Annotated in this window: 16 protein-coding genes and 1 pseudogene; 9 read left to right on the top strand and 8 right to left on the bottom strand. The window is 70.0% G+C overall.

The genetic code is table 11. The features are described 5' to 3' along the window. The first annotated feature begins 89 nt into the window (after positions 1–89). From OOK07_RS23325 to OOK07_RS23310, 5 genes and pseudogenes are all read left to right on the top strand, one after another. Positions 90–1,445: an aspartate aminotransferase family protein gene (locus OOK07_RS23325; RefSeq protein WP_266682714.1), complete on the top strand. Its 1,356-nt coding sequence runs from the start codon at positions 90–92 to the stop codon at positions 1,443–1,445. Between the two features lie 138 nt (positions 1,446–1,583). Continuing rightward, positions 1,584–2,285, top strand: a complete 702-nt coding sequence (locus tag OOK07_RS23320; RefSeq protein WP_266682713.1) for a GntR family transcriptional regulator — start codon at positions 1,584–1,586, stop codon at positions 2,283–2,285. Continuing rightward, on the top strand, positions 2,282–2,854 hold the full coding sequence (locus tag OOK07_RS43740; protein WP_406312221.1) for a glycosyltransferase: 573 nt from the start codon (positions 2,282–2,284) through the stop codon (positions 2,852–2,854). The genes OOK07_RS23320 and OOK07_RS43740 overlap by 4 nt, the downstream gene beginning before the upstream one ends. Then, positions 2,821–3,324, top strand: a pseudogene (locus tag OOK07_RS43735) (glycosyltransferase family 2 protein); the annotation flags it as partial. The gene OOK07_RS43740 and the pseudogene OOK07_RS43735, both read left to right, overlap by 34 nt. 84 nt (positions 3,325–3,408) lie before the next feature. Then, entirely contained in the window at positions 3,409–4,059 is a 651-nt protein-coding gene (locus OOK07_RS23310; protein WP_266682712.1) for a putative DNA-mimic protein, read from the top strand. 3 nt (positions 4,060–4,062) lie between these two features. On the opposite strand, the gene OOK07_RS23305 is transcribed toward OOK07_RS23310, so the two are convergent. Continuing rightward, positions 4,063–4,356, bottom strand: a complete 294-nt coding sequence (locus OOK07_RS23305; protein ID WP_266682711.1) for a DUF3303 family protein — start codon at positions 4,354–4,356, stop codon at positions 4,063–4,065. 187 nt (positions 4,357–4,543) lie between these two features. Between OOK07_RS23305 and OOK07_RS23300 the strand changes: the two genes are divergently transcribed. Next, positions 4,544–5,401 (top strand): NAD(P)H-binding protein, encoded by an 858-nt coding sequence (locus OOK07_RS23300; protein ID WP_266798239.1) that lies wholly within the window; start codon positions 4,544–4,546, stop codon positions 5,399–5,401. A 40-nt stretch (positions 5,402–5,441) separates the two neighbouring features. Here OOK07_RS23300 and OOK07_RS23295 read toward each other — a convergent pair whose 3' ends face one another. Then, a complete protein-coding gene (locus OOK07_RS23295) occupies positions 5,442–5,699 on the bottom strand; it encodes a hypothetical protein (protein ID WP_266682709.1) in 258 nt (85 codons plus the stop codon). A gap of 51 nt (positions 5,700–5,750) precedes the next feature. Further along, positions 5,751–6,134: a hypothetical protein gene (locus tag OOK07_RS23290; RefSeq protein ID WP_266682708.1), complete on the bottom strand. Its 384-nt coding sequence runs from the start codon at positions 6,132–6,134 to the stop codon at positions 5,751–5,753. Between the two features lie 173 nt (positions 6,135–6,307). On the opposite strand from OOK07_RS23290, the gene OOK07_RS23285 reads away from it, so the two are divergent. Then, a complete protein-coding gene (locus tag OOK07_RS23285) occupies positions 6,308–6,991 on the top strand; it encodes a TetR/AcrR family transcriptional regulator (RefSeq protein ID WP_266682707.1) in 684 nt (227 codons plus the stop codon). Here OOK07_RS23285 and OOK07_RS23280 read toward each other — a convergent pair. Both OOK07_RS23280 and OOK07_RS23275 read right to left on the bottom strand, forming a co-directional pair. Further along, positions 6,988–8,817 (bottom strand): bifunctional metallophosphatase/5'-nucleotidase, encoded by a 1,830-nt coding sequence (locus OOK07_RS23280; RefSeq protein ID WP_266682706.1) that lies wholly within the window; start codon positions 8,815–8,817, stop codon positions 6,988–6,990. The two genes, OOK07_RS23285 and OOK07_RS23280, sit on opposite strands and share 4 nt — an antisense overlap. A gap of 567 nt (positions 8,818–9,384) precedes the next feature. Beyond that, positions 9,385–10,668 (bottom strand): adenylosuccinate synthase, encoded by a 1,284-nt coding sequence (locus OOK07_RS23275; protein WP_266682705.1) that lies wholly within the window; start codon positions 10,666–10,668, stop codon positions 9,385–9,387. Positions 10,669–10,863: 195 nt separating this feature from the next. On the opposite strand from OOK07_RS23275, the gene OOK07_RS23270 reads away from it, so the two are divergent. Then, positions 10,864–11,700 carry a diacylglycerol kinase family protein gene (locus OOK07_RS23270; protein ID WP_266682704.1) on the top strand — a complete coding sequence of 279 codons (837 nt, stop codon included), beginning with the start codon at positions 10,864–10,866 and terminating at the stop codon, positions 11,698–11,700. Positions 11,701–11,709: 9 nt separating this feature from the next. Here the strand turns inward: OOK07_RS23270 and OOK07_RS23265 are convergent, their stop codons facing one another. Genes OOK07_RS23265 through OOK07_RS23255 form a run of 3 tightly spaced genes read right to left on the bottom strand, consistent with a single transcriptional unit; the run spans position 11,710 to position 14,512 of the window. Further along, on the bottom strand, positions 11,710–12,321 hold the full coding sequence (locus OOK07_RS23265; protein ID WP_266798237.1) for a Uma2 family endonuclease: 612 nt from the start codon (positions 12,319–12,321) through the stop codon (positions 11,710–11,712). A gap of 35 nt (positions 12,322–12,356) precedes the next feature. Then, positions 12,357–13,127: an ethanolamine ammonia-lyase subunit EutC gene (gene eutC / locus OOK07_RS23260; RefSeq protein ID WP_266798236.1), complete on the bottom strand. Its 771-nt coding sequence runs from the start codon at positions 13,125–13,127 to the stop codon at positions 12,357–12,359. Beyond that, on the bottom strand, positions 13,124–14,512 hold the full coding sequence (locus OOK07_RS23255; RefSeq protein ID WP_266682701.1) for an ethanolamine ammonia-lyase subunit EutB: 1,389 nt from the start codon (positions 14,510–14,512) through the stop codon (positions 13,124–13,126). Before OOK07_RS23255 ends, eutC begins: the two co-directional genes overlap by 4 nt. Before the next feature lie 150 nt (positions 14,513–14,662). Between OOK07_RS23255 and OOK07_RS23250 the strand changes: the two genes are divergently transcribed. Then, on the top strand, positions 14,663–16,174 hold the full coding sequence (locus OOK07_RS23250; protein ID WP_266798234.1) for an APC family permease: 1,512 nt from the start codon (positions 14,663–14,665) through the stop codon (positions 16,172–16,174). Positions 16,175–16,264 lie beyond the last annotated feature (90 nt).

Here is a 16,264-nt window from a genome sequence, read left to right as displayed (position 1 = left end):
CCCTCCGTGGACAACCTGTCGCGGAAACCCCCACTTCACAGACAGGAAGCCGATACCGAGCGGGCACCTCGGACATCTACGCTCGCGCCATGACCCCTCAGCCAAACCCCGAGGCCGGCGCCGCCGTGAAGGCCATGGACCGTGCCCATGTGTTCCACTCCTGGTCCGCGCAGGAGCTCATCGACCCGCTCGCCGTCGCCGGTGCGGAGGGGTCGTACTTCTGGGACTACGACGGCAAGCGGTATCTGGACTTCACCAGCGGGCTCGTCTACACCAACATCGGCTACCAGCACCCGAAGGTCGTCGCCGCGATACAGGAGCAGGCCGCACACCTGACGACGTTCGCGCCCGCCTTCGCGATCGAGGCCCGCTCCGAGGCGGCCCGGCTGATCGCCGAGCGGACTCCCGGCGACCTGGACAAGATCTTCTTCACCAACGGCGGGGCCGACGCCGTGGAGCACGCCGTGCGGATGGCGCGGCTGCACACCGGGCGCCCGAAGGTGCTGTCGGCGTACCGCTCGTACCACGGCGGCACCCAGCAGGCGATCAACCTCACCGGCGACCCGCGCCGCTGGGCCTCCGACGGCGCCGCGGCCGGTGTCGTGCACTTCTGGGCGCCGTACCTCTACCGCTCCCGCTTCTACGCCGAGACCGAGGAGCAGGAGTGCGCGCGGGCGCTGGAGCACCTGGAGACGACGATCGCCTTCGAGGGGCCGGCCACCGTCGCCGCGATCATCCTGGAGACCATCCCGGGGACCGCCGGGATCATGGTGCCGCCGCCCGGATACCTCGCCGGCGTACGTGAGATATGCGACAAGTACGGAATCGTCTTCGTCCTCGACGAGGTGATGGCCGGGTTCGGGCGGACCGGTGAGTGGTTCGCGGCCGACCTGTTCGGCGTGACGCCCGACCTGATGACCTTCGCCAAGGGCGTGAACAGCGGTTATGTGCCGCTGGGCGGTGTCGCGATCTCGGGTGCGATCGCCGAGACCTTCGCCAGGAGGCCCTACCCCGGTGGTCTCACGTACTCCGGGCACCCACTGGCCTGTGCAGCCGCCGTCGCGACGATCAACGTCATGGCTCAGGAGGGCGTCGTCGACAACGCCGGGCAGCTCGGCGCCACGGTCGTCGGGCCGGCCCTGCGCGGGCTGGCCGAGCGGCACCCGAGCGTCGGCGAGGTGCGCGGTGTCGGCATGTTCTGGGCGCTGGAGTTGGTGAAGGACAAGGAGACGCGCGAGCCGCTGGTGCCGTACAACGCGGCCGGCGAGGCGAACGCGCCGATGGCCGCCTTCGGCGCCGCCGCGAAGAAGCACGGCATCTGGCCCTTCATCAACATGAACCGCACCCATGTCGTGCCCCCGTGCAACGTGAGTGAGGCCGAGCTGAAGGAGGGGCTCGCGGCGCTGGACGCGGCGCTCTCGGTGGCGGACGAGTACACGCGCTAGCCGTCCGCGGCTGTTCGGCCGCCGTACCGCCCGCCGACGGCTACGCGGGTCAACACGCGGAATCCGAACGCGTAAGGTGGCGTGCTCGTACATATGGACGTGCACGCCACCCGAACGCGACGAGGAGACGCCCGACCCATGCCCGGCAGCAGCGGAAACGGCGCCGTCACCCGCAACACCCTGCGCCAGCAGATCGCGGACGCCCTGCGCGACGAGGTGCTGGCGGGGCGGCTGCAGCCGGGCCAGGAGTTCACGGTCAAGGAGATCGCCGAGCAGTACGGGGTCTCCGCGACGCCCGTGCGCGAGGCGCTCGTCGACCTGTCCGCGCAGGGGCTCCTCGACGCCGACCAGCACCGTGGCTTCCATGTCCACGAGTTCTCGGCCGGCGACTACCGCGGCATCGTCGAGGCCCGCACCCTGGTCACCGACGGCATGTTCCACGAGCTGGGCATCAGGCCCGAGCGAAACCGGCGGTTCGACGAGCCCCGCGCGGTCGCCGCCCTCGCCGGGGTGCGCCGCCGCGGCGAGGAGGCGCAGCGGGCCGCGGCCGCCGGCGACCTCACCGTGCTGATCGGCTACGACCTGCGCTTCTGGCGCGAGCTCGGCGCCCTCTTCGGCAACCCGTACCTCGCCGACTTCCTGCACCGGCTGCGCGTGCAGTCCTGGGTGTGCGCGGTGCAGCATCTGCGGCGGCTGACCGATCTGCGCGGCGCCCTGTGGTGCGCCCACACGGATCTGGTCGACGCCCTGGCGCAGCGCGACACCACGACGGCGCGTGCGATCGTCGCCGAGTACAACGCGTACTCCCTGAGCCTCATCGAGGGGCCCGCGGACGAATGAGCACCGTGGCCAGGGTTGTGGACCTGTCCGTCATCATCCCCGCGTTCAACGAGGAGCAGCGTCTGGGGCCCACCCTGGACGCGGTCACCGGCTATCTGCGCGACAACGAGGGCCGCTGGGGCGAGTGGGAGGTCGTGGTCGCCGACGACGGTTCCACGGACGGCACCCGCGAGCTGGTCACGGCCCGCGAGGATCCTCGCGTCCAGCTCGTCACCAGCCCCCGCAACCGCGGCAAGGGCAACGTCCTGCGGGTGGGCGTCGCCGCCCGCGGCGGCCGGCGCGTGCTGGTCACGGACGCCGATCTGGCGTCCCCGATCGAGGATCTGGAGCAGCTCGACAAGGCCCTGAGCGAGGGGAACACGGCGGCGATCGGCTCCCGGGCCGGTCTTCCTCGGCGAGGAGCCGCTGCTGCTCGCGACGATCGGCATGACGCTGTTCGCGGGCGCCTACGCCGTCGTACGCAGGGATGTGGCCCGGCAGTCCTGGCGGCCGCTGCTCAACGGCCTGGCGATCGCCGCCGCGGTCTGTCTGCCGCCTGCTCGGGGTCTGTCTCGCGCTGCTGCCGCTGATCCCGGCCCCGCTGAAGACGGTCCGCCGCCCGCCGACACCGGCCTTCTTCACCGACGGGGCGTGGAAGCGGTACGTCCGCGAGGGCGAGTCCCTCGTCCCCGTGCCGCTGCCCGATCCCGGCAACGCGGAGGCCCTGCACTGGCAGGAGGAGGCCGGCCTCGGCTTCGCCGTCCCCGGCGGCTACTTCAACGGCCCCTACGGCGAGGACCGCGTCGGCATCTACGGCCCCTCCCCCCGCTACACCTCGCAGATGCTAGGTGATGTCCGCTACACAGGCGTGATTCCCACGATCGGCAAGAACTGGCGGGCGCAGGCGAAGCGGGATTTCGCGTACTGGAAGGCAGGAGCGCTGGTGGTGGCGCCGCAGCCGCACGACGACGCCCTGCGCAAGGCCGTGACCGAACTGGTGGGCCGTGACGGGAAGTGGGCGCATGGAGTGTGGGTATGGGACCTGCACCAGGGCAGCTGACCCGTCCTGGAAGGGGTCAGCGGAAGCCGTACCGACTACCCTGCCTTCTGCCCGGCCTTGACCACCCTGTCTGAGGAGCCCTCTTTGGCCTGTGACCTGTGGCTGGTACCGCTCGTCGACGTGTTGTGCCACACCCCCGACAATCCGTTCGCCGAGGAACTCGCGCAGTACAACGGCGTACTGAACGCGGCCGGCCTTCCGCCTGTGCCCGTGTACCAGTACATGCCGGGTCTGTCCGGCGAGGTCGCCCCGGTGGCCGGCTTCGACTACGACGCGCTGCACTTCCTGCGCCGCGTCTATCTGCTGCAGGTGTGCGGTCTGCCGGTGACGCCGGTGGACGAACTGGGCGGCGACTACGAGCAGTTGCTGGAGATGTTCGAGTCGACGGCCCAGCAGTCGCATCTCGTCTGGCACTACGACCACGCGGGTGCGTACGTCCCGGTCGACTTCCCCCAGCCCCTTTCCAACGACGAACTCCTCGCCGGCGGTGGTCCGCTGGGCTCCGCGCAGGCTCTCCTGCGCGAACTCGAATACGTCGCTCCGGCGATCGGCATCGACCCGGCGAACCCCCCGGCGGCGCCGGAACCGCCGCGTGCCCCCACGGAGTTGGAGGAGCCGGCCGTCCCCGCGCCGTACGACCCGAGCCCCTTCGCCCGCGAACGCCACGTATGGCTCGGACTGCACGCGGCGGCGACGCGGAGTCTGGCGCAGGGGTCGATGATCGTCTTCAGCTGAGGGTCAGCTCCCGGTCTGCGAAAGGCCCTTCTGTACGTCCTCCAGGTTCATCACCGGCGTGTAGGAGATCTTGGCGTCGAGGTTCTGGAAGAACGGCTCGCTGAGTGCCGGCATCTGGGAGCTTTCCTTCATGTCGAAGAAGATGAACGCGGTGCGCCTGCCCTCGTCGGCGGTGAAGTAGGCCGCCTCGGGCCTGATGTGCTCCACCGCCTCCTGGACCATCTTCGTCAGGGTGCCGTTCCTGACGGCCTCGTTCGCCTTCTCCGTGTCGAAGGACGCCTTGAGCAGCATCCGCATGGCCCTCACCTTCCTCTGCATCCCGCGCCTGTCATCCACAGGTACACCCCCAGCGTATGCCCGAAATGGGCGCCTTGTTCTGTGGCGGCGGGTACTCCCCCGGGAGCAGGGCCGGTACCTCCGCACGCGCGATGCACAGGGGAGGTGGGGACGCGCAGCCTGGAGGCCTCGACGAGAGGAGACGGCGATGATCCTGGTGACCGGGGCGACGGGCCATGTGGGCGGCGAGCTGGTACGGCGGCTGGCGGCCGCGGGCGAGCCGGTACGGGCGATGACCCGCCGCCCGGCCGAGGCACGGCTGCCCGAGGGTGTGGAGGCGGTGTACGGCGACGCGGACGACCCGGCGAGCCTCGACGCGGCGTTCGCGGGCACCGAGGGCGCCTTCCTGATGTCGGCCCAGGGCGTCGGCACGGCCCCCGGCCCGACGCACGACCTCGCCCTCGCCGAGGCGGCGGCCCGGGCAGGCCTACGGCGCCTGGTGAAGCTGTCGGTGCTGGACGGCGGCGCGGGATCCGACGTGATCGCCCGCTGGCACGCACAGGCGGAGGCGGCGGTGACGGACCCGTCCCCGGGCTTCGCCTGGACGCTGCTGCGCCCCGGCCGCTTCATGTCGAACGCACTCCAGTGGGCGGGCCAACTCCGCGCGGGCGACGAGGTCTCCACGCCCTTCGCGGACCGCCCGGCGGCGAGCATCGACCCGGCGGACCTGGCGGAGGTGGCGGCACTGGCCCTGACGACCGACGACCACGCGGGCGCGACGTACGAACTGAGCGGCCCGCAGTCCCTGACTCCGGCGGACGAACTGGCCATCCTGGGCAAGGCGTTGGGCCGCGACCTGCGCCTGCGCCCGGTCCCGGACGACGCGGCCCGCACGGGCATGGCCCACTACGGCTTCCCTCCGGAGGTCGTGGACGCGATCATGCAGCGCACGTTGGAGAGCGACCGGGGCGCAGAAGTGCTTCCGACGGTGGAGAAGGCACTGGGCCGCCGGCCACGGACGTTCGCGCAGTGGGCGCGGGAGCACGCGGGGGCGTTCGCGGATTGACGCGGGCGAGGCAAGCCCCTTGCGCATGCCGTCGGCGGCATCACCGTCTGACGCGCCCCAACCCGGCGGTCTGCGTGAAGATGTCGTTCACGATCTTCTGAGCCAGTGCCCTGTCGCTCTCCGGGACGTCGACCTGCACCCAGATCCGCCAGGTCAGCGGCTTGCCCTTGTCGTTCCAACCGAGCTGCCGACGCAGGAACATCTCGTAGCGCTTCCCCTTTCCGGGCTGTTCGGCGTAATAGGTCAGGCCCTGGTCCCGGGGATCGGACGTTCCTGTGCGTTCCGCCGGAGACCTCATTGTGCGTCCCCCGGTCGCTCCTCGGCTTCCCCGTGTTCCGCCACGGAACGCTTAGCCGCCAAGGTTGATGGAACCGTGGATGTCCCGCGTCATGATGACGGTCTCCTGCGTTCCCCCCGATATCTCGTTGTGCACGTCGCCGGCGCCGGTCCACTGGCCGACCAGGGGCTCGGCCTTCCGCCGCCATTCCGCCAGGGCCTGGGCGAAGGCGGTGTCCTGCTCGGCGCGCAGGACCAACGCCGCGGCCAGCAGCCTGGCGCGTTCCGCGCTGTCCGCCGCTTCGGCGAGGGCCGCCAACTCGCTCTCCCCATGCGGCTCTCCAGCAGCTGGTCTACGCCGGACCAGATCACGCAGGGATGTCCAGATCTGTTGTCCCGCCGCGCCCGCGGTGCCTCCCGCGAGCGCCATGAGCAGTTCAGGTGCTATCGGCTCCACGGACACCCTCCGCGATTCGCTCGACGGACATCGTGCATCGAGCGTAGAGCAACCCATGTCCACCTTCCCCGCGGCTCCAGCTGCCCCCTCCGCCAAGAAAACGTGACACTTTCGGGGAAACCGACACACTTTCCTCGGGACACGCATCCCTCCTCCGCGCCACGCTGACCGGCATGAGCGGATCCCCACACCTCCAGGCGCCGCCCGGGATGGCCACCGTGTACCGCGCGACTCTGGACGCGCTGGCCGCGTACGGCCCCCGGCGCGTCGGCGTGACGCACATCGCCCGGCTGGCCGGCACCAACCGCCCGTTCCTCTACCGGAACTGGGCCAGTCCCCGGGTTCTGCTTAGGGACGCCACGCTGCACGAGCTGACACGCCTGCTGGACACGGCCCGGGAGGTGCCGGGCCCGCTGCCGCCACCACGGTGTTGCGCGGTTCGCGTCGTGGTGCGGGCGGCCCGGCTGCTGCGGGAGCACCCGGTCGTAGGAGCCATGGCGCGGACCGAGCCGACGCTGACGTACGCCGCCATCCTTTGTCTGACCACCGTGTGGCACCAAAAAGCCTGGCACTGGCTGGGTGAGCATGTGACCGGCCATCTGCCGCGGGGCAGCGAGCAGGACACGGTCACGCTCTCCGTGCTGACGGCAGCGATGCCGTATGCGCTCATCCCGTCGCAGAGTTCGCCGGATCCCGCCGTTGAACGAGCGGCCATCGACCGGAGGTTGAGCCAGGTCGTGCACGCCTGCCTCGGCCTGCCGCCCGCCTGCTCCGACTGCGCAGTCGCCGGGACACCATGCCCCGACGGCGGGCCCGGCTCGCCAACTGCCGCACCGCCGCCGGGGTTTTCGCCCTAGAACACCGCCGTCCCGCCCTGCGTCAGCTTCCAGTTGGCATCCGCGAAGTCGGCCGGGTCCAGGGCGCCCTTGGCGGTGACGTAGTCGATCATCAGCTGGCGGATCTCGTTGGTCGAGCTGTACGCGATGTCGGCCGAGGCGATGTGCGGGTAGCCGGAGCCGCCGTTCGCCCGGTAGTTGTTGACCGCCACGACGAAGACCTGGTCGTCGGCGACGGCGGCGCCCTCGTACGTCAGGTTCTTGATCCGCGAACCCTCCGCCTGCGCGATGTCGATGTCGTACGAGACGCCGGCGGCCGTGTCGTACATGTAGTCCCAGAAGCTGTTGGCGTTCGTCACCGCCGCGGTGTCGACCTTCGTGCCGACCGGCACCTGGTGGTAGTACTTCGCCGCGAACTCCAGGTAGTCCTTGAGCTGGGCGCCGGTGAGCTTCTTGCCGTACAGGGTGTTGTCGTAGATGTAGAGGCCGGCGATGTCCTTGATCGTGACGCTGCCTGCCGGGATGTCTGCGGTCCGGCTGAAGGGCGCGGCGACGGAGATCAGCGGCAGCGCGGCATCGCTCGTCGACAGGCCCGCCTTCACCGTGTCCATCTGGACCTGGTGGATGAAGTCCATGATCGGCACGTCCTTCCAGCAGGCCTCCGCCCCCGAGAGGTCCTGGGTGCAGGTGCCGACGGCCGTGTTGACGTACTTCACGACCAGCTCGTGGTCGGCCTGGAGGAGCTTCTTGATCTCCGGGTCCTCGTCCACGGTGTTCGGGTTGAGGGTCTGGGCCGTCTTCTTCGTCACCTTCCACTGCCCGTGGTGCAGTTCGAGCTCGAAGTCGAAGACGCTGAGCCGGTAGCCCCAGCAGTACGGCTCGGAGAGCAGGACGTCGGCGCCGCTCTCCTCGTTCTTCACGGTGTACGAGGGCACCTCGACGTGCGTGTGGCCGACCAGGATCGCGTCGATGCCGGGCACCTGCTCGGCGACGAGGTTGGAGGCGTTCTCCACGTACGGGAGCGCGTCACCGTACGAGGTCGATCCGTCGAGCCCGGAGTGGTCCGTCAGGAAGACGACGTCACAGCCGAGCGCGCGCAGCCTCGGCACGTACTTCTTCGCCTGCTCGACCAGGCCGGGGAACACCATCTTGCCGGCGACGTTGTCCTTGTCCCACAGCGCGATGCCGGGGTTGGTGAGCCCGAGGATGCCGACCTTGATGTCAGGCGCGCCCGGCACGCAGATCCGCTTCACGGTGTACGGGGCGAAGGCGGGGCGCAGGGTCTTGGCGTCCAGCGCGTTCGCGCCCAGCAGCGGGAAGTGACACTGCTGCTCGAACTTGCGCAGCACCTCGATGCCGTAGTTGAACTCGTGGTTGCCGAGCGCGGCGGCGTCGTAGCGCATGTGGTTCATGGCGACGGCCATGGGGTGCCGCGGCCCCTTCTTGCCGTCCTTGCCCGTGATCGGGTCGACGCGGGCGAAGTAGTAGGCGAGCGAGGTGCCCTGGATGATGTCGCCGGCGTCGACGAGCAGGACGTGCTCCTCGCCCTTGGCCTCGCGCTGCTGCTTGATGAGGGTGGCGACGCGCGCGACGCCGACGGAGTTGCCCGCCTTGTCGCTGTAGGCCTTGTCCAGGTAGTAGTCCCAGTCGAAGACGTGGCTGTGCAGGTCGGTGGTGCCCAGGATGGAGAAGGTCCACGTCCTGGGTGCCTTCTTCCCGGGCTTGCCGGGCCTGTGGTCGGCGGCCTCGGCGCTGCCGGTGCCGACCGCACCCGCGGCGGCGACGGCGGCACCGGTGACGGCCGACTTCTGCACGAACTCCCGGCGGTTCATGGGACTGACGGGCATACGGGGCTCCTGGTACTGGAGAAGGGTGAAGAGGGACGCGGGAGCGGCGGCTACCCGCGTAGATCGTGCGCGCGCCCCGCCAGTGCCGGAAACCAGGAAATGGCCATGTCCGGGTCAAGGATGGGTCACCTCGGCCGACACGGGAAGGCAGGCCGGCCACTGAACGACGATCCGCCCGACGCCCGTCACCGCACGGAATCCCGCGGCTCTTCTCGGCGTAACCGCGACGGTGTATGCGTACGTCCGGCGCCGCCTCCAGCGCAACGCCATCGACCTCCTCGGACGCGCACTCGGCGCCGGGCCGAGGGCGAGGCCGGGTGGAGCGGGGGCTGCCGAGAGGGTGGGCCGCTGGGGATATCGCGAACGGCCGCCTCAGCGACGTCCGCCTCTGTCCGACGGCACTGCCACCCGCGGACGCGACGGCACCCGGCGGCAGTGCGGTGGTCACCCAGCTCGACTGAGCCGCCACCCGGTGAGCAGCGCTGCGGAGCCGTCCCGGGCGGGGCGGCTCCGCAGCGCGGAGAGTCGGCCCTCGCATCGAAGGGCCGGCTCCTGCTGCTCGTCGTGTCAGAGGAACGAGTTGATCTCGATCGTCTCGTCCCGGCCCGGGCCCACGCCGATGGCGGAGATGGGGGCGCCCGACATCTCCTCCAGCGCCTTCACGTAGTCCTGGGCGTTCTTCGGCAGGTCGGAGAAGGACTTCGCTCCGGTGATGTCCTCGGACCAGCCCGGCAGGTTCTCGTAGACCGGCTTCGCGTGGTGGAAGTCCGACTGCGAGTACGGGAGCTCCTCGACGCGCCTGCCGTCGATCTCGTACGCCACGCAGACCGGGATCTGCTCCCAGCCGGTGAGGACGTCGAGCTTGGTGAGGAAGAAGTCGGTGAGGCCGTTGACGCGGGTCGCGTAACGGGCGATCACCGCGTCGAACCAGCCGCAACGACGGTCACGGCCGGTCGTCACACCCCGCTCGCCGCCGATACGGCGCAGCGCCTCGCCGTCCTCGTCGAACAGCTCGGTCGGGAAGGGCCCCGAGCCGACACGGGTGGTGTAGGCCTTGAGGATGCCGATGACCCGGCTGATCTTCGTCGGGCCGACACCGGCGCCGGTGCAGGCGCCGCCCGCGGTGGGGTTCGACGAGGTCACGAACGGATACGTGCCGTGGTCGATGTCCAGGAGCGTGCCCTGGCCGCCCTCGAACAGCACCACCTTGTCGTCCTCCAGGGCCTGGTTGAGGACCAGGACCGTGTCGGCGACGTACGGCGCGAGCCGCTCGGCGTAGGTCAGCAGCTCCTCGACCACCTGCTCGATCGCGATCGCGCGCCGGTTGTAGAGCTTGGTGAGGACCTGGTTCTTGATGTCGAGGGCCGCCTCGACCTTCTGGGTGAGGATCGACTCGTCGTAGAGGTCCTGGACCCGGATGCCAACGCGGTTGATCTTGTCCGCGTAGGTCGGGCCGATGCCTCGCCCGGTGGTCCCGATCTTCCGCTTCCCGAGGAAGCGTTCCGTCACCTTGTCCACCGTCACGTTGTAGGGCGTGATGATGTGAGCGTTACCGCTGATCAGGAGCTTGGACGTGTCGACGCCACGCTCGTTCAGCCCGTTCAGCTCGGAGAACAGGACCGACGGGTCGACGACGACACCGTTGCCGATGACCGGGGTGCACCCCGGAGACAGGATTCCGGAAGGGAGCAGGTGGAGGGCGTACTTCTGATCGCCCACGACTACCGTGTGGCCGGCGTTGTTGCCGCCCTGGTAGCGCACCACATAGTCGACGGATCCGCCTAGCAGGTCCGTCGCCTTTCCCTTGCCTTCGTCACCCCACTGAGCACCGAGCAGCACAAGTGCGGGCACGCGCGTACACCCCTTCCGGGCGGGGCATGTCCAAGGTCAGGGGCGTACGCGTAAGGTTCACCGCCGCGTGCACCGCGACCGTCGTTGGCCGCAAACCGTCGGACCGGATGCCCCGGAATAGACGAAGCCCCTGGCGCAATAGCGCAAGGGGCTCTTGCACAAAGATGCTACCCGAGGAAGCGAGGCAGGACCGAGGTGGCCACTTCCGCGACTTCCGATCAGCTGCTGGTGGTCATCGATCCGGTGGCCCGACGGACGGACGGGGAGTCGGTACGCATCGCAAAAGACGTGCTCAGCGCGGGTGCGCAGGCGAAGGTGTGCCTGCCGGACGGGCCGGAGGAGTTCGCCCGGGCGCTGGCCCGGAGGGGCTCACGCCGGCCGGTGGTGGTGGGCGACGACCGTGCGCTGGTGCGTGCGGTCTCCCTCCTGCACCGCCGGCGGGAGCTGGCCGGATGTGCGCTGTCGATGGTGCCGGTGGGCAGCGCGCTGTCGGTGGCGCGGTCGCTGGGGGTGCCCATGGGGGCGGTCGCGGCGGCGAGGGCCGTGCTCGAAGGGGTGGAGCGGCGGCTGGACCTGCTGGTGGACGACAGCGACGGGGTGGTGCTCGGCGCACTGCGGATTCCCCCGCTGACCCCGCAGGCGCAGGCACCGTCACTGGAGGCGGCGCGCCCATGGCTGCGCACGGCGCAGTCCCTCGTGCGAACTCTGGTGCCCGCCCGCGAGACCACGGTCCCCGGGCCCCGGCCCGCCCGGCTGCGGGTGGAGGTCGACGGGGTCACGCTGGTGGACCTGGACCAGCCGGTGGAGGCCGTGTCGGTGACGCCCGGGGAGGCGGGGCTGGCGGAGATCGAGGTACGCCCGCTGTCGGTGGGCGCGGAGGCTTCGCCGGTACGGGCTCAGGGGCGGCTGGTGAGCGTGTCCGGGGCGGACTTCCGGTACCGGGCCGATGCGGGGGTGTGGGGGCCGGTACGGAGACGGACCTGGACGGTCTGGGAGGGGGCTTGGGGGCTTACGGTGCCGTCATCATCGTGAGCCGTCAGGTCACGTCCGGTTCCTCTCCTCCTCTTCCGGGGCCTGGAAACCGGAGGTGTCGAGGGTGCAGTTGAACGGCGCGGGCATCGGGAGCTTCTCACCGAAAGGCCTCGTGCAGTGCGACTCGTAGCCCTTGGCCGAGGGCGTCCAGAACACGGTGGCCTGCTCTTCCTGCATGTCGAGGACGAGGTAGACCGGGACACCTGCCCTGCCGTAGACACGGACCTTGTCAGTCAGATCGTCGTCGCGGGTAGAAGTGGAGGTCAGCTCAGCGACGAACGAGAGGGCCTCTCCGTCCAGGCGGTTGCTGGTTGTCCTGAACGCTTGTCGGGACGCCACGTGGATGTCCGGTCCGTATGCACGCTCATCCCCCGGGAAAACGTAGAGAAACGGGCCGACGCTGACGCGGTGCCCTTCAGGGAGATGCGGCCGCAGCTGATCACAGATCAGCTCCATTGCGTCCTGGTAATACCCCTTCGACCACGGCGACAGGACGATGCTCCCCCTGATGATCTCGGCCCTGTAGCCGGGCACATCCAACTCGTCGAGGGTGTCCAGCAGATCCTCGAAGCCGTGGGGCTCGGTGCCGCTTGTCGTCGGTCGCTCAGTCATCAACGTCATGATGCGCCCTCCCGCGGATGCAGACCAGCCGCAACTCAGCGTAGCCGGTCGCTCACGCACTCGTGATCGGATTCGTCCTTCAGCCCCACCCCCGTGACCCCCAACTCCCGCCCCCTCCCCATCAACCCCGCCAACTTCCCCGCCGCCACCTCGTACGTGAGCCCCAGCGGCGGCCTGATGTTGCTCAGGCAGTTGCGGTCGGCGTCCGTCGTCACGCCCGGCGCCGGCCGGTAGGTCAGGTACGCGCCCAGGGAGTCCGCCGCCGACATCCCGGGACGTTCGCCGACCAGGACGACCACCATCGCCGCTCCCATCGCGTCGGCGATGTCGTCGCCGAGGGCCACGCGGGCCTGTTCGGCCAGCACCACCGGCGCGATGCTCCACCCCGAAAGCCGCGCCGCCGTCTCCCGCACCATCGCCGCCGCATGCTCGTGCACCGCCCGGCTGGACAGCCCGTCGGCGACGACGAAGACGACGTCCCAGTCACCGGCGGGAAGGTGCGCCCGGTCCGTGGGGTGCAGGCGGCGGCCCAGGTCGGGACGCTGGAGGTAGGTGAGCCGGTCGCCGGCCGCACTGCGCACCCGCACCGTCGGCATCCCCGTCAGCCCCGCCGCCACCTCGTCCGGGGCGAACGGCGAGTGCACCGCGTCCCGGGCCGCCGCGTGCGCCGTCTGGAGTTCCAGCCGGTGCCGGGTGGGCAGGGCCGTGCCCGCGCGGCCGAGGCCGATGCGGGCCTGGGTGTGCCGGCGCATCGCGGCCCACAGCGCCAAGTCCTCCGTCGGCACTGCTACTTGACGGTCCGTCATGCCGCCAGTTCCCTTCCGATCGCCGTCAGGGGATGAGCCGTGTCGGACGACGTGTCCCGGATGGCACCCCGTTCGTCCAGCAGCCCGATCGACTCCAGCCACGCCTCGAACTCCGGGGCCGGGCGCAGTCCGAGCACCTCGCGCAGGTACAACGCGTCGTGGTACGAGGCCGATTGGTAGTTCAGCATGATGTCGTCGCCGCCCGGCGTGCAGATCACGAAGGACGCGCCCGCGACGCCGAGCATGGTCAGCATGGTCGCGACGTCGTCGTCATCGGCGTCCGCGTGGTTGGTGTAGCAGATGTCCAGGCCCATGGGCAGGCCGAGCAGCTTGCCGCAGAAGTGGTCCTCGAGGGCGGCCCGGAGGATCTGGCGGCCGTCGTAGAGGTACTCGGGGCCGATGAAGCCCACCACCGTGTTCACGAGCAGCGGTTCGTAGCGGCGGGCCACCGCGTACGCCCGCGCCTCCACCGTCTGCTGGTCCACCCCGTGGTGCGCGTCCGCCGACAGGGCGCTGCCCTGCCCGGTCTCGAAGTACATGACGTTGCGGCCGGCGGTCCCCCGTTCCAGCGCCAGCGCGGCCTCGTACGCCTCGTCCAGCAGGCCCAGCGTCACCCCGAAGGACGCGTTCGCGGCCTGCGTGCCCGCGATGGACTGGAAGACCAGGTCCACCGGGGCGCCCCGTTCCATCAGGTCCACGCTCGTCGTGACGTGGCACAGGACGCACGACTGGGTGGGGATCGCGTACCGGCCGATCACGCCGTCCAGCAGTTCCAGCAGATCCCGTACCGCCTTGGGGCTGTCCGTCGCCGGGTTGATGCCGATCACCGCGTCGCCGGAGCCCAGCAGCAGGCCGTCGAGCAACGCGGCGGCGACTCCCGCCGGGTCGTCCGTCGGGTGGTTGGGCTGAAGGCGGGTCGCCAGCCGGCCCGGCAGGCCGATCGTCGAGCGGAACGCCGTCACCACCCGCACCTTGCGGGCCACGGCCACCAGGTCGGCGTTGCCCATCAGCTTGGACACGGCCGCCACCATCTCCGGGGTGAGGCCGGGCGCCACCGGGGCCAGGGACTCGGTGTCCGCGGACAGCAGCCACTCCCGGAACTCGCCGACCGTCATCCCGGCCACTGGCGCGAAGGCCGCGGCGTCGTGCGTGTCCAGGATCAGCCGGGTCACGTCGTCGGTCTCGTACGGGACGACCGGCTCGGCCAGGAAGGTCGCGAGCGGCACCTCCGCCAGGGCCCAGCGCGCCGCCACGCGCTCCCGGGCGCTGTCGGCGGCGAGGCCGGCCAGCCGGTCGCCGGAGCGTTCGGGGCTCGCGGCGGCGAGCAGGCGCGCGAGGGAGTCGAAGCGGTGGCGCTCGCCGCCGAGGGTGGACGTATAGCTCATGCCGGCGACCGTACGAGCCACGTATTGCCGCCAGATTTCTAAAGGTCTGGTTGACAAACATTTAACGCCCCGAGACCCTTGCTCGACTCATTCGGCCTACAGAGTTCCGGTTCAGCGCACCAGCCGACCAGCAGGAGAGGGGCCAGCCCGATGGCAGTGGACGAGGGAGTCGCCCCAGCGGCGAGCACAAGCGAGGACGGCACCGTTCACCGGCTGAAGCCCAATGCCGTAGGCCTGCTGGGCGTCGTCTTCATGGCCGTCGCGACCGCCGCGCCGATCACCGCGATGACGGGCAACGTGCCCTTCATGGTGTCGTCCGGCAACGGCATCGGCGCCCCGGCGAGCTATCTCGTCGCAATGGTCGTCCTGGCAATCTTTTCCGTCGGCTTCACCTCGATGGCGAAGCACATCACGTCCACCGGCGCCTTCTACGGCTTCATCTCCTACGGCCTCGGCCGCACCGTCGGACTGGCATCGGGAATGCTGGCCACCTTCGCGTACGCCGTCTTCGAGCCGGCGCTCATCGGCATCTTCTCGACCTTCGCCACCACAACCCTCAAGGACCAGACGGGACTCGACGTCCCGTGGTGGGCGTTCGCGATCCTGATGCTCGCCGTCAACGCGATGGGCACCTGGTTCGGCGTCTCGGTCGCCGAGAAGCTCCTCGTCGTCCTGCTCGCCACCGAGGTCACGGTCCTCGCCGCGATGGCGATCTCGGTCGCCCTGCACGGCGGCGGCCCGCACGGCTTCACCTTCGCCCCGGTCAACCCGGTCAACGCCTTCAAGGGCACGTCCGCCGGCCTCGGCCTCTTCTTCGCCTTCTGGTCGTGGGTCGGCTTCGAGTCGACGGCCATGTACGGCGAGGAGTCCCGCGACCCGAAGAAGATCATCCCCAAGGCGACGATGGTCTCGGTCCTCGGCGTCGGCGTCTTCTACGTCTTCGTCTCCTGGATGGCCATCATCGGCAACGGCGAGGCGGAAGCCGTGAAGGCGGCCTCGTCGGCGAACCCGCTCGCCATGTTCTTCAACCCGACCGAGCACTACGTCGGCCACTGGGCGGTCGACGTGATGCAGTGGCTGATGATCACCGGCTCGCTGGCCTGCGGCATGGCCTTCCACAACTGCGCGGCCCGCTACATGTACGCGCTGGGCCGCGAGGGCGTCCTGCCGTCCCTGAAGAACACGGTCGGCCGCACCCACGCCCGGCACGGCTCCCCGCACATCGCGGGCCTGGTCCAGACGATCGTCTCGGCCGTCCTGATCGGCGCGTTCTGGGCCGCGGGCAAGGACCCGTACAACGCCCTCTACGTGCTGCTGGCCATCCTCGGCACGATGGCGATCCTCATCGTGCAGGCGGTGTGCTCGTTCGCCGTGCTGGTCTACTTCCGCACCCACCACCCCGAGAGCCGGCACTGGTTCAGGACCTTCACCGCTCCGCTGGTCGGCGGCATCGCGATGCTCGCCGTGGTCGTCCTGCTGGTGTCCAACATGAGCGTCGCGGCCGGAGCGGAGTCCGGTTCACTGGTACTGAAGGCGACGCCCTGGCTGGTGGCGCTGGTCGCGGCGACGGGTGTCGGCTACGCCCAGTACCTGAAACGGCGCGCCCCCGAGCGGTACGCGCTGCTGGGGCGGACGGTGCTGGAGGAGACGAAGGAGCGGTAGGCGTAGGCGAGTTGGGCGAAAATGCCGTAGAGGATACGTGGGAGCCGTAAGGGCTCCGGCGCTCCTCTGGTGCCCGCGGGGCGGTCTTCG

The organism is Streptomyces sp. NBC_00078, from assembly GCF_026343335.1.
Lineage (GTDB): Bacteria > Actinomycetota > Actinomycetes > Streptomycetales > Streptomycetaceae > Streptomyces.
Note: the sequence above shows the minus strand (reverse complement) of the source record. Positions and strands in the feature narration are given on the sequence as shown.